The sequence below is a fragment of the Kitasatospora sp. NPDC096128 genome (assembly GCF_040303105.1).
Lineage (GTDB): Bacteria > Actinomycetota > Actinomycetes > Streptomycetales > Streptomycetaceae > Kitasatospora.
Genome location: NZ_JBEOSP010000006.1, coordinates 285,609 through 297,512, shown reverse-complemented (window position 1 = coordinate 297,512; position 11,904 = coordinate 285,609). Strand labels below are relative to the sequence as shown.

The 11,904-nt window shown below is 73.0% G+C and carries 10 protein-coding genes; 6 read left to right on the top strand and 4 right to left on the bottom strand.

Annotated elements, in window-relative coordinates; translation table 11 throughout:
* Positions 1–250 precede the first annotated feature (250 nt).
* Entirely contained in the window at positions 251–1,330 is a 1,080-nt protein-coding gene (locus tag ABTY61_RS10145) for a ThiF family adenylyltransferase (RefSeq protein WP_350504489.1), read from the bottom strand.
* A gap of 333 nt (positions 1,331–1,663) precedes the next feature.
* On the opposite strand from ABTY61_RS10145, the gene ABTY61_RS10140 reads away from it, so the two are divergent.
* Positions 1,664–2,326 (top strand): M48 metallopeptidase family protein, encoded by a 663-nt coding sequence (locus ABTY61_RS10140; protein ID WP_350504488.1) that lies wholly within the window; start codon positions 1,664–1,666, stop codon positions 2,324–2,326.
* A gap of 68 nt (positions 2,327–2,394) precedes the next feature.
* Here the strand turns inward: ABTY61_RS10140 and ABTY61_RS10135 are convergent, their stop codons facing one another.
* Complete coding sequence (locus ABTY61_RS10135; RefSeq protein ID WP_350504487.1) at positions 2,395–2,982, bottom strand: NUDIX hydrolase; 588 nt, start codon at positions 2,980–2,982, stop codon at positions 2,395–2,397.
* A complete protein-coding gene (locus tag ABTY61_RS10130; protein WP_350504486.1) occupies positions 2,979–4,514 on the bottom strand; it encodes a zinc-dependent metalloprotease in 1,536 nt (511 codons plus the stop codon). Before ABTY61_RS10130 ends, ABTY61_RS10135 begins: the two co-directional genes overlap by 4 nt.
* Before the next feature lie 200 nt (positions 4,515–4,714).
* Here ABTY61_RS10130 and ABTY61_RS10125 point away from each other — a divergent pair, with 200 nt between their 5' ends.
* From ABTY61_RS10125 to ABTY61_RS10110, 4 genes are all read left to right on the top strand, one after another.
* Positions 4,715–5,863: an NAD-dependent epimerase/dehydratase family protein gene (locus tag ABTY61_RS10125; protein WP_502895260.1), complete on the top strand. Its 1,149-nt coding sequence runs from the start codon at positions 4,715–4,717 to the stop codon at positions 5,861–5,863.
* Between the two features lie 150 nt (positions 5,864–6,013).
* Positions 6,014–6,454, top strand: a complete 441-nt coding sequence (locus ABTY61_RS10120; RefSeq protein ID WP_350504484.1) for a molybdenum cofactor biosynthesis protein MoaE — start codon at positions 6,014–6,016, stop codon at positions 6,452–6,454.
* Between the two features lie 249 nt (positions 6,455–6,703).
* Complete coding sequence (locus tag ABTY61_RS10115; protein ID WP_350504483.1) at positions 6,704–6,895, top strand: hypothetical protein; 192 nt, start codon at positions 6,704–6,706, stop codon at positions 6,893–6,895.
* 42 nt (positions 6,896–6,937) lie between these two features.
* Positions 6,938–8,050, top strand: a complete 1,113-nt coding sequence (locus ABTY61_RS10110) for a YlbL family protein (RefSeq protein ID WP_350504482.1) — start codon at positions 6,938–6,940, stop codon at positions 8,048–8,050.
* A gap of 16 nt (positions 8,051–8,066) precedes the next feature.
* Here ABTY61_RS10110 and ABTY61_RS10105 read toward each other — a convergent pair whose 3' ends face one another.
* Positions 8,067–8,639 carry a PPA1309 family protein gene (locus ABTY61_RS10105; protein ID WP_350504481.1) on the bottom strand — a complete coding sequence of 191 codons (573 nt, stop codon included), beginning with the start codon at positions 8,637–8,639 and terminating at the stop codon, positions 8,067–8,069.
* 212 nt (positions 8,640–8,851) lie between these two features.
* Between ABTY61_RS10105 and ABTY61_RS10100 the strand changes: the two genes are divergently transcribed.
* Positions 8,852–11,860 (top strand): UPF0182 family membrane protein, encoded by a 3,009-nt coding sequence (locus ABTY61_RS10100; RefSeq protein WP_350504480.1) that lies wholly within the window; start codon positions 8,852–8,854, stop codon positions 11,858–11,860.
* The last annotated feature ends 44 nt before the right edge of the window (positions 11,861–11,904 follow it).

Sequence of the window (11,904 nt, the reverse complement as noted above, 5' to 3'; positions counted from 1 at the left end):
CTCCGCCCCGCCCCCCACCCCGCCCCAGGGCCCGCCCCCGGGCCATGGGCTCACCTGGCCATGGGCTCACCTGGCCATGGGCTCACCTGGCCATGGGCTCACCTGGCCATGGGCTCACCGGGCCATGGGCTCACCGGGCCGGGCGCTTCGCCCGGGTTGGCCCCGGGCTTCGGGTCGGGCGGCTGCTGAGCCCCGCAGCCGCCGGGCCCGGGCCCGGTGCGTTCCTTGTTCCGTCCTCCCTCCGTCCTCCTCAGCCCGGCGGCAGCGGCTGCCACAGGCAGCCGCAGTCCGGGTGTCCTCGCAGCCGCAGGCGGCGGGGCATGCCGTCGCCCGCGGAGACCTCGCACCAGCCGTCGACGCTCGGTGGCCGGCCGCCGTCCAGGTAGACCTGGACGTGCAGCGCCGCCAGTCCGGCCACCGCCGTGGCGAGGGCCGTGTCGCAGGCCGGGGTGCGGGCCCGGCCGGGGCCGTTGTCCGCCAGTTGGGCGAGGACCCTCGGCCAGGCCGCGTCCTCGTCCTCCCGGCGCAGCACCAGGCAGTGCCCGCAGGCCGACCGCCCGGGGATCACCAGCGGCCCGATGATGCCGAACTCCTCGACCACGCCCGTGTACAGGTGCGGCACCCCGGCCTTGAGCAGCAGTCGGGCCTCGTACGTCCCGCCCGCGAAGGCGGCGCTGCCGTCCCGGGGCGCGAGGACCACGAAGTCGGGTGGCGGGTCGTCGGCCTTCCGCCGGGGCACCGGGGCCAGTGGGCGGCCCGTGGCGCGCTGGACGGCCTCCCGGGCGACCGTCGAGCGCAGCCGCCCGATGTCCGAGGGCGGCAGCCCCGCGGGGGAGCAGTCGGCGGGCTGGACCCGGCCGCTGTCGGCCACGGTGACGGTGCCGGTGCCGCCGGCGGCGAGCACCGCCGCCACGGCCGCGCCGACCCGGCCCGCGCCGCGCACCTCGATCCTGGCCCGGGCCCGGCGGGCCAGGACCGCCGGTGCGGCGCCCGGGCCGGAGTGGACCAGCGACAGCGAGGCGAGGTCGGGGCCGAGCACGTCCTGGTGGGGCCGGGGGAAGTGCGACAGCGCCCGGCCGGCGGCCTCGGCGTCGTCGAGCAGCCCGGTCTCCTCCAGTTCGCTCAGCAGGGTGTCGGTGGGCTCGCGGCCGAGCCCGATCCGTTCGCCGGCGGACAGGAGCTCGGGCCGTTCGCGCGTCCCGTCGACCAGGTCGAGGAACTCGCAGAGGGCCTTGTCGGCGTTGCCGAGCACCCCGGCGTACCGGGTGACGGTGCCGAACTGCAGGGTCTCGGAGTCCCGCCAGCTGCGGGACAGGGCGGGCTTCAGCATGAGGCGCACGGTGGTCTCCCTTCCGATCGTTTCCGGACGGCTGACCGCAGCATGCCCCATCGCGGCGACGACGTGCGGAAAGTTATCCACAGGCCCGGGCCCATGATCACATCAGCTGTTCGGGGACCCTGTGGATAACTGGCCATCCTTCCGGGAGTCGGTTTCCGGACACCCTCCGTCGGTCTTTCGTTCCCGATCGCTCCATGAAAGATTTCGGCCACGGCACCGGACTTCTGTCGGTGGTACCGGGTAACGTCGTGTGCCATGGCAGCCGAGCGGGACTCCCATCCACCGGCGTCGCGTCGGCGTGCCCGTGCAGCGTCCGGGTCTCAGATGGCGGCGCCGAGCACGCGCGGGCGCCCGGACGAGCAGCAGCGCGAGAAGCCGCAGGCGAGGCCGCAGTACCCGTCGGCCGGGGCGGTGCCTCCGGAGGCGCACGACCGGAGCCGGGTCGAGGTGCGGCGCAGTGCCCGTCGCAGCCGCACCGTCTCCGCCTACCGCGAGGGCGACCGCACCGTCGTGCTGATCCCGGCCCGGTTGTCGCACGCCGAGGAGCAGCGCTGGGTCGCGCAGATGCTGGAGAAGCTCGCCGCCCAGGAGCGCCGGCGGATCCTCGGGGACGACGCCCTGATGGCCCGGGCCCGGGAGTTGTCGGCGGCGTACCTGGACGGTCGGGCGCAGCCGGTGCAGGTCCGCTGGGTGACCAATCAGAATTCGCGCTGGGGCTCCTGCACCCCCAGTGAGGGGACGATCCGGCTGTCGCACCGGCTGCAGGGCATGCCGGAGTACGTGCTGGACTACGTGCTGCTGCACGAGCTGGCGCACCTGTTGGTGCCGGACCACGGTGCGGCGTTCTGGGCGCTGTTGGAGGCCTATCCGCGGACGGAGCGGGCGCGCGGCTATCTGGAGGGTGTGGTGTCGGCCGCCCGGCTGCCGCACATCCCGGGGGCCCGGCACGGTGCTCCGGGGCCGGATCCGGCGGCCTCCTGCGGGTGAGGGGGTGCAGCGAGAGGGGGCGCGGACCATACGGTCCGCGCCCCCTCGGCGCTTCGCACCTCAGCTGGTCAGGCGGTCATCCGCCGGGCCCGGGCGACCAGGTCGCGCACCGAGTGGTCGGTCAGCTCCGGCAGCCGGTCGTAGTCGAACCAGCGCAGGTCCAGCGACTCCTCGCTGATCAGCGCCTGCGCTCCGGCCGGGGCCAGCGCGATGTACTGGACGTCCAGGTGGGTGTTCTCCGGCCGGTCCTTGCCGGTGCAGCGGACCAGGTGCCGGTCCAGCTTTGCGGGGACGGGGACGCCGTCCTCCCGCAGCAGGGTGAGGTCGGGGATGCCGGACTCCTCGACGGCCTCGCGCAGCGCGGCGGAGGCGAGGTCGGCGTCGCCGGGCTCGCAGTGCCCGCCCATCTGCAGCCAGATGCCGACCTTGGGGTGCAGGGTGAGCAGCACCCGCCCGGCGTCCGGGTCGACGACCGCCGCGCTCGCGGTGACGTGGGCGGGCAGGCAGGACCGGTAGAGGCCCTCGGGCTGCTCGGCCAGGTGCGCGAGGTAGTCGAGCCGCAGCTGTTCCTGCTCCCGCTCGACGGGCCGCCAGTCGGTCAGGGTGCGGACTGCGTCCGCGTGGAGGGTGGACGTACCCGTCCCGGTGGCCGTCATGCGGTGGGCTCGCCCTTTCCGTCGCTGCCGTCCTGGTCGCCCTTCGGCGCGTCGCCCTTGGGCGGGTCGTTCTTGGTGAGGTCGGGCTTGCCGGCCGCGGCCTCGCCGAGCAGCTTGTCGAGGGCGTCGAAGTCGAATCCGCCCTCCAGGTCGCCGCTGCCGCGGTGCACGAAGGCGTCCGGGTCGTCCAGGTCGGCGGCGGTGGGCAGCATGTCGGGGTGCTCCCAGAGCGCGTCGCGGCCCTCGATGCCGCGGGCGTCGGCGAGCAGCGCCCAGAGCCGGGCGGCGTCGCGCAGGCGGCGCGGGCGCAGTTCCAGGCCGACCAGGGTGGCGAAGGTCTGCTCGGCGGGCCCGCCGGCGGCGCGGCGGCGGCGGACGGTCTCGCGCAGCGCGCCGGCCTGGGGCAGGTGGGGTTCGGCGGCGGCGTGCACGACGGCGTCGACCCAGCCCTCGACCAGGGCGAGCGCGGTCTCCAGGCGGGCCAGCGCGGCCTTCTGGGCGGGGGTGTCCTCGGGCTGGAGCAGGCCGCCGGCCAGTGCCTCCTGGAGGGCCTCGGGGTTGCTCGGGTCGAGCTGGCCGACGAGTTCCTCCATGCGGGAGGTGTCGACCTTGATGCCGCGGGCGTAGGCCTCGACGGCGCCCAGCAGGTGGGCCCGCAGCCACGGGACGTGGGCGAAGAGGCGCTGGTGGGCGGCCTCGCGCAGGGCGAGGTAGAGCCGGACCTCGTCGGCGGGTACGTTCAGGCCCTCGCCGAACTCGGCGACGTTCTGCGGGAGCAGGGCGGCCTTGCCGGCCGGGGCGAGCGGCAGGCCGACGTCGGTGGAGCCGACGACCTCGCCGGCCAGGGCGCCGAGCGCCTGGCCGATCTGGGTGCCGAACATGGCGCCGCCCATGGAGCGCATCATGCCCATCAGCGGGCCGGCCATGGCCTGCATCTCTTCGGGCAGGACGCCGCCCATGGCGTTGCCGACGCGCTCGGCGACCGGGTCGACGAGGTCCTTCCAGACCGGGAGGGTGGCCTCGATCCACTCGGCGCGGCTCCAGGCGACGGCGGCGGCGGCGCCGGAGGGGAACTCGGTGACGCCGTCGAGCCACAGGTCGGCCAGGCGCACGGCCTCCACGACGGCGGAGCGCTCGGCGTCGCCGACGGAGCGGTCCTTGCTCTTGCCCTCGGCGGGTTCGGCGACGACCGTCTGCCGGGCGATGTTCTGGGCGAGTTCCCAGTTCACCGGACCGCCCTCGAAGGAGAGCATCTGCCCGAGCTGCTGGAAGGCGGCACCGAGGTCGCCGGGGTTGAGGCCGCCGAACATCGCGGCGAAGGGGTTGTCGGCTCCGGGCCCGCCGGGGCCGCCCGGGGCGCCGGGCAGGCCGAACATCGCGCCGAAGGGGTTGCCGGCTCCGAAGCCGAACGGCTGGGGGCCGCCGGTGCCTTCCTGGCCCTGCTCCTTCTTCTGCTGCGCGTCGTCGGGCTTGGCCTTGCCGTCCTCGGGCTCCTCGGGGGGAACGCCGAATCCGAAGGGAAGGTCGCTCACGGGGTCCTCGATCCGGTCGGCCGTCATACGGGTGTGGCGGGCAGTGCGGTCCGCCCGGGACTCCGGTGGAGCGGGGGACTCGTGGGCGGTTCCCGAGGGCCAGGCCCGCGCCGGGTGCACCGCCGGGCCTTCGCCTCGGGCAGGATGGACGTACGTGACACACGTCCGTACGCACATAAGCTAACCGTGGAGGATGGCCGGTGAGTTCCCCGCCTTCGGACGTTCGCTCTGGGCTGACCGCAGGAGAGGACGATCCGGACGCCACGGCGTCGCCGCCTCCAGCCTACGGCGGGCGGCCGTTGAACGTGGCCGTGACCGGTGCCGCGGGGGTGCTGGGCGAGCGGGTCGCCGCCCGGCTGGTGGCCTCGCCGCACGTGCGCAGGGTGCTGGCGGTGGACGACCGGCGCGGTGAGGTCCCGGGCGTGCAGTGGCGGGTCCTGGACGTGCGGGACCCGGCGGTGGCCGAGCGGCTGGCCGGGGTCGACGTGGTGGTGCACCTGGCGATGGACTTCGGCATGGAGTCGGATCCGCGGGCCCGCAGCGCCTACAACGTGCGCGGTGCCCAGACGGTGCTGACGGCGTCGGCGGCCGCCGGGGTGCACCGGGTGGTGCTGTGCACCTCCGCGATGGTCTACGGCGCGCTGGCCGACAACGAGGTGCCGCTGGCCGAGGACTCGGAGCTGCGGGCCACCGAGGAGGCCTCGCTGGTCGGGGACCTGCTGGAGATCGAGCGGCTGGCCCGGCGGGCGCCGCGCGCCCACCCGGGGCTGCAGGTGACGGTGCTGCGCCCGGCCGTGGTGGTGGGCCCCGGCGTGGACACCGTGCTGACCCGGCACTTCGAGGCGCCCCGGCTGCTGGTGGTGGCCGGTTCCCGCCCCTGCTGGCAGTTCTGCCACGTGGACGACCTGGCGGCGGCGCTGGAGTACGCGGCGCTGGGCCTGGTCGAGGGCGAGGTGACGGTCGGCTGCGACGGCTGGCTGGAGCAGGAGGACGTGGAGCGGCTGTCGGGGATCCGGCGGATGGAGCTGCCGGCCGCGCTGGCGCTCGGCACCGCGGCGCGCTTGCACCGGCTGGGGCTGACTCCGGCCCCGGCGGGCGACCTGGCGTACACGATGTACCCGTGGGTGGTGTCCGGGAGCCGGCTGCACGAGGCGGGCTGGCGGCCGGAGTTCACCAACGAGCAGGTGCTGGCCGAGCTGCTGGCCCAGGTCTCGGGCAAGCACGCGGTGGCGGGGCGCCGACTGGGCGGCAAGGAGGCCGCGACCAGTCTGGGGGCGGCCGGGGCGACGGTGGCGCTGGTCGGTACGGCGGCGCTGGTGCGCCGGGCCCGCAAGCGGCGCCGCTTCTGAGACGACACTCGGCGGCGATGCGCAGGAACGATGTTCGGGGACGATGCTCGGGACGACACCCGCGGTGCCGGTTCTCACGATGCGAAATTTCGGAATCGTGATGCGGAAGCCCCTTGCCCCGATCGGCCCCAGGTGAGGAATCATGGGGTCATGTCCGAGAACCACGACCCCATCCGCCTGCTCGCCATCCGCGACACCCCGCTCTCGCTGGACGAGGTGTACGAGGCGGTCGGCGACGACGCGGCCGGCGGGACCACCGTCTTCGTCGGGACGGTCCGGGACCACGACGGCGGCAAGTCGGTCTCCGCGCTGGAGTACAGCTGCCACCCCAGTGCCGAGGAGGAGATGCGCCGGATCGCCGAGAAGGTCGTCGCCGACTTCCCGGTCAAGGCGCTCGCCGCGGTGCACCGGGTGGGCCGGCTGGAGATCACCGACAAGGCCGTGATCGTCGCCGTCTCCTGCGCCCACCGCGGTGAGGCCTTCGCGGCCGCCCGCCGGCTGATCGACGACCTCAAGCACGAGGTGCCGATCTGGAAGCACCAGGTCTTCTCCGACGGCGAGGAGGAGTGGGTCGGCGCCGGCGGCTGCTGACCGGGCTCCCGTCCGACCGGGCTCCCGTCCGACCGGGCTTCCCTCCCCGGGGCGGCGCAACCGCACGCACGCGGAGCACGTCCTTCGGGTCAGGCGCGCCGCGGCCTCACCCGAACGGGTCCGGCCGGGGGCGCCGGATACTCCCTGGAAGTGAGCCGATCGGCCGTCCCGTAACCCGGATGGCGCCGGCCGCGTTGTCCGCCGGGGTGGTTAATCTGCTCATAGACCCGAGGAGCTGGGAGTACTGACATGGGTGCGCTCGCCTGGCTGATCATTCCGGTTGTCGCCGTCCTCGTCGCGGCCGTCTGGGCGGGATGGGCCCAACGGGCCCCCAGGGCCACCGGGGACCCCGCTTCGCTCGCCGAGCACCGGCGCTTCATGGCCGCGATGGAACGCACCACCGCGGGCTCGGCCGCCCCCGGCGAGCACTCCGGCCGGTAGCCCGGCGGGCGTCGCCGCACGGACGTCCCGTACTGTCGAGGCATGCCACGCCGCTCCGCGACGATGCTCGCTGCCACCCTGCTGCTCATAGCGCTGCTCTGCGTCTCGGTGCTGATGAAGGTGCCGTACACGGAGATGAGCCCCGGCCCGACGTACAACACGCTCGGCGACCAGGGGGGCAAGCCGGTGATCACCATCACCGGCCACGACTCGTACAAGACGAGCGGGCACCTCAACATGACCACCGTCCAGGTCACCGGGGCCAAGTACGAGCCCAGCCTGGTCAACGCGGTGATCGGCTGGATGCGCGACGACGTGCTGGTGGTGCCGCACGACAACGTCTACCCCAAGGGGCAGTCGGACGCCGACGCCAAGAAGCAGAACGCCGAGGAGTTCGCCTCCTCCGAGGACAGCGCGCGCACCGCGGCGCTCAAGCAGCTGGGCGTCCCGGTCGGCAACGAACTGATCGTCAAGTCGGTCACCGCGGGGGCCCCGGCCGAGGGCCGGCTGCACGCGGGCGACCAGATCGTCGCGGTGGACGGCGCCGCCGTCGACTCGGTGGACCAGGTGGTCGCCGCCGTCACCAAGCACAAGCCCGGCGAGTCGGTGGTCTTCACCGTGGTGCCGCGGGCCAAGGACACCTCCGGCAACGGCTCCGCCACCCCGGGGACGAAGACCGACGTCACCGTCCCGACCGTGCGGGCCAAGGACCTCGACCCGAAGGCCCCGGCCGAGCGGGCCGAGCTCGCGGTGGTCGGCATCGGCACCGGGATCCGGCACACCTACCCGTTCCAGATCGACATCGGCCTGCAGGACGTCGGCGGCCCGAGCGCCGGGCTGATGTTCTCGCTCGGCATCGTGGACAAGCTCACCCCGGGCGGCGACCTCACCGGCGGCAAGTTCGTCGCGGGCACCGGCACCATCGACGACGACGGCAAGGTCGGCCCGATCGGCGGGATATCGATGAAGCTGATCGCCGCCCGGGACGCCGGGGCCGAGTACTTCCTCACCCCGGGCTCGAACTGCGCCGAGGCCACCAAGAACGTGCCGTCCGGGCTGACCCTGATCAAGACGGACACCCTGGACGGCGCGCTGAAGTCGCTGGAGCAGATCCGCTCCGGGCAGACCTCGGCGCTGCCGTCCTGCCCCCGCTAGCCAGGGGCGTCGGGGGTCAGGAGAAGGTCGCCAGCAGCGCGTCGGTCAGGCCGGGCACCAGGTCCGGGCCGGTCAGCACCTCGCGGGCGACGTCCTTGGAGCGCAGCCGCAGGGCGATCTCCTTCTTGCCGTCGCGCAGCACCGCGGCGGTGATCCGCACCTCCTCGCGCTTGGGGTGGTTGGCCACCCACTCGGCGAGCTGGGCGTCGCTGGCGCCGCGCGGGCGGGACTGCTCGGCGCCCGGCGGCAGCATCAGCCGCTCGACCACCAGGGCGCAGCCGGCCACCGCGTCGGGCCAGGCGATGGTGCCGAGGAACTTGTCGAGCTCCATGCCGGCCGGGATCTCGTCCTGCTCGACCGGGGTGAGGCCGGGTTCGTCGCTGTCGGCGAGGCCGAGCTGCTTGGCGACCCTGGGGTCGGCCTTGCGCAGGGCGGCGCTGTCCACCAGGGCGAACAGCCGGGCCGGGAGGTCCCAGCCGAGGGTGGCGGCGTACTCGTCGATCTCCAGTGCGGCCCGGGTGAGCGGGGTGGCGGCGGGGAGCTTGGAGACGTCGTCGGGGGAGTTGTTCAGATCAGGCGCGTCGGACATGACCCAATCCTCACACGCCGGGCGCCGCCCGCCCGCCGGGGCGGGTCCGGGCGGCCCGGGCGGGGGTGTTCCGGCGGGGCGGGCGGGGGTTGTGGGGGAACGGCGGCGTAACCGTCTGCTAACGGTGGGAACTCGGTCGAGGCCTGGTTAAGTTGCTCTGACGACCGACCGATTCCAGACGACACAGCTGAGGTGCCACCGTGGTATTCCAGATGCCGGAACGCTCAGGGCCGGGTTTCCGGCGGAGGGTGGGCCCGCCCTCCCGGCGGGCGCGGGTGGCCCTGCTGACCCTGGGCGTACTCGCGGTGCTGTTCCTGCTGTTCGTCATGTTCGCCGGGTTCTGGACGGACTGGCTGTGGTTCAGGTCGGTGCACTACTCCTCGGTGTTCACCACCCAGCTGTGGACGAAGGTCGGGCTGTTCGGCGTCTTCGGCCTGCTGATGGCGGTGATCGTCGGCTTCAACGTGTGGCTGGCGCACCGGCTGCGGCCGCCGCTGTCGGCGATGTCGGTGGAGCAGCAGAGCCTGGACCGCTACCGGGCGGGTCTGGCGCCGTTCAAGCGCTGGGCGCTGATCGGGGTCTCGCTGGTGATCGGCCTGGTGGCGGGCGCGGCGGCGTCGGGCCAGTGGCGGACCTGGCTGATGTGGACGAACGCGACGTCCTTCGGTGAGAAGGACGCCCAGTTCGGCATGGACGTCTCGTTCTACGCCTTCGACCTGCCGTTCTACGAGTTCGTGCTGGGCTTCGCGTTCAGCGCGGTGATCGTCTCGCTGCTGACCTCGGCGCTGGTGCACTACCTGTACGGCGGGCTGCGGCTGCAGGGCCCGGGCCGCCGGGCGAGCGCGGGCGCGCAGGGCCACCTGGCCGTGCTGTTGGGCGTGTTCGTGCTGCTCAAGGCGGTGGCGTACTGGCTGGACCGGTACGCGCTGGCGGTGAAGACCGGCGGCTACAAGGGGGTCTCGGGCTGGACGGGCCTGCGCTACGTGGACGCCAACGCGTTCCTGCCGGCCAAGACGATCCTGTTCTTCGTCGCGATCATCTGCGCGGTGCTGTTCTTCCTGACCCCGATCCGCCGCACCTGGGCGCCGGCCCTGATCGGGCTGGGGCTGATGGTGCTGTCGGCGGTGCTGATCGGCGGGCTGTACCCGGCGATCGTGCAGCAGTTCCAGGTCAAGCCGAACGAGCAGGCCAAGGAGACGCCGTACATCCAGAAGAACATCGACGCGACCCGGCAGGCGTACGGGATCGCGGACGCGCAGACCACCCCGTACAGCCCGCAGGGCTCGACCACGGGTGACGCGCTCAAGCCGGACGCGCAGACCATCGCGGACGTGCGGCTGCTGGACCCGAACATCGTCTCGCAGACGTTCCAGTCGCTGGAGCAGCAGCGCAACTACTACGCGTTCCCGAGCACGCTCTCGGTGGACCGCTACGGCACGCCGACGGGTAAGCAGGACACCGTGATCGGCCTGCGCGAGCTGGACCTCAACGGGGTGCAGCGCAACTGGATCAACGACCACTTCAAGTACACCCACGGCTACGGCGCGGCGCTGGCCAAGGGCAACCAGGTCGACGACAAGGGCGGGCCGGTGTTCACCGAGTCCGGCCTGCCGTCCACCGGCACGCTGGGCAGCTACGAGCAGCGGATCTACTACGGCGAGAAGACGACGACCTACTCGATCGTCGGCGGCTCGAACAAGGAGATCGACTACACCGACATCAAGTCCGGTCAGAACGTGGAGTACACGTACACCGGTGCCAGCGGTGTCTCGCTGGACAACCCGATCACCCGGGCCGCGTACGCGGTGCGCTTCGCCGAGCCGCAGATCCTGTACGCGGGGGCGATCACCGACGGCGCCAAGGTGATCTACAACCGGACGCCCAAGGAGCGGGTGGAGAAGGTCGCGCCGTGGCTGTCGATCGACGCCGACCCGTACCCGGTGGTGCAGGACGGCCGCGTGGTGTGGGTCGTGGACGGCTACACCACCTCGGACGGCTTCCCGTTCTCGTCGAAGACGACGCTGGGCACCGCGACCAAGGACTCGCTGACCAACCAGCGCGGTGAGCTGCTGACCGCCGCCAACCAGGTCAACTACATCCGCAACTCGGTCAAGGCCACGGTGGACGCCTACACCGGCGAGGTGAAGCTCTACCAGTGGGACGACAAGGACCCGGTCCTGAAGACCTGGATGAAGGCCTTCCCGGGCACCGTGCAGCCGAAGGCGGACATCCCGGCGACGCTGCTTCCGCACCTGCGCTACCCGCAGGACATGTTCAAGGTGCAGCGCGACCTGCTCGGCCAGTACCACGTGACCGACGCCAACTCCTTCTTCAACGGCAGTGACATCTGGCAGGTCCCGGTGGACCCGACCAGTGACACCAAGCAGGTCCAGCCGCCGTACTACGTGACGGTGCGGATGCCGGACGCCCCCGCCGCGAGCTTCTCGCTGACCAGCACCTTCGTGCCCAACCAGCGGCCGAACCTGGCGGCCTTCATGGCCGTCAACGCGGATCCGGGCGACGACTACGGGAAGATCCGCATCCTGAAGATGACCGGCGAGAGCGGCGCCCCCGGCCCCGGCCTGGTGCAGTCGAAGTTCAACTCCCGCCAGGAGGTGGCCAACCAGATCTTCGCGCTGAAGAGCGGCGGTGACACCGAGCTGGAGTACGGCAACCTGCTGACCCTGCCGGTCGGCGGCGGGCTGCTGAACGTCGAGCCGGTGTACGTGCGCGGGCGCGGTGCCAAGTACCCGACGCTGCAGAAGGTCCTGGCGGTGTACGGGGACGACAACGTGGCGTTCGAGAACACCCTGGACGACGCGCTGCGGAAGCTGTTCGCCGGGCAGGCCCCGCCGGCCACGCCGGTCGCGCCGTCCAGCCAGGGCGGGACGACGCCGGGCACCGGGACGACGCCCGGCGGCGGCAGCACGCCGACGCCGGGGACGCCGACGCCCACGCCCACCGCGCCGGGCACCCCGGCGCCGGGCGGGACGATCTCGCCGGAGCTGCAGAAGGCGCTCTCGGACGCGGAGAAGGCGTACAACGACAGTCAGACCGCGTTCAAGAACGGCGACTGGGTGGCGTACGGCAACGCCCAGAAGGCGCTCGGCGACGCCCTGAAGGCGGCCGAGGCGGCCCGCGCCGGCGGCCCCGCCCCGGCGCCGACGGGGACCCCCGCGCCGGCCCCGAGCGGGTCGGGGGCGGCCAGTCCGCACCCGTAGTCCCCGCTGAGCTGCGACAACCGTTTTGGGCCCCGCCCCGCGTC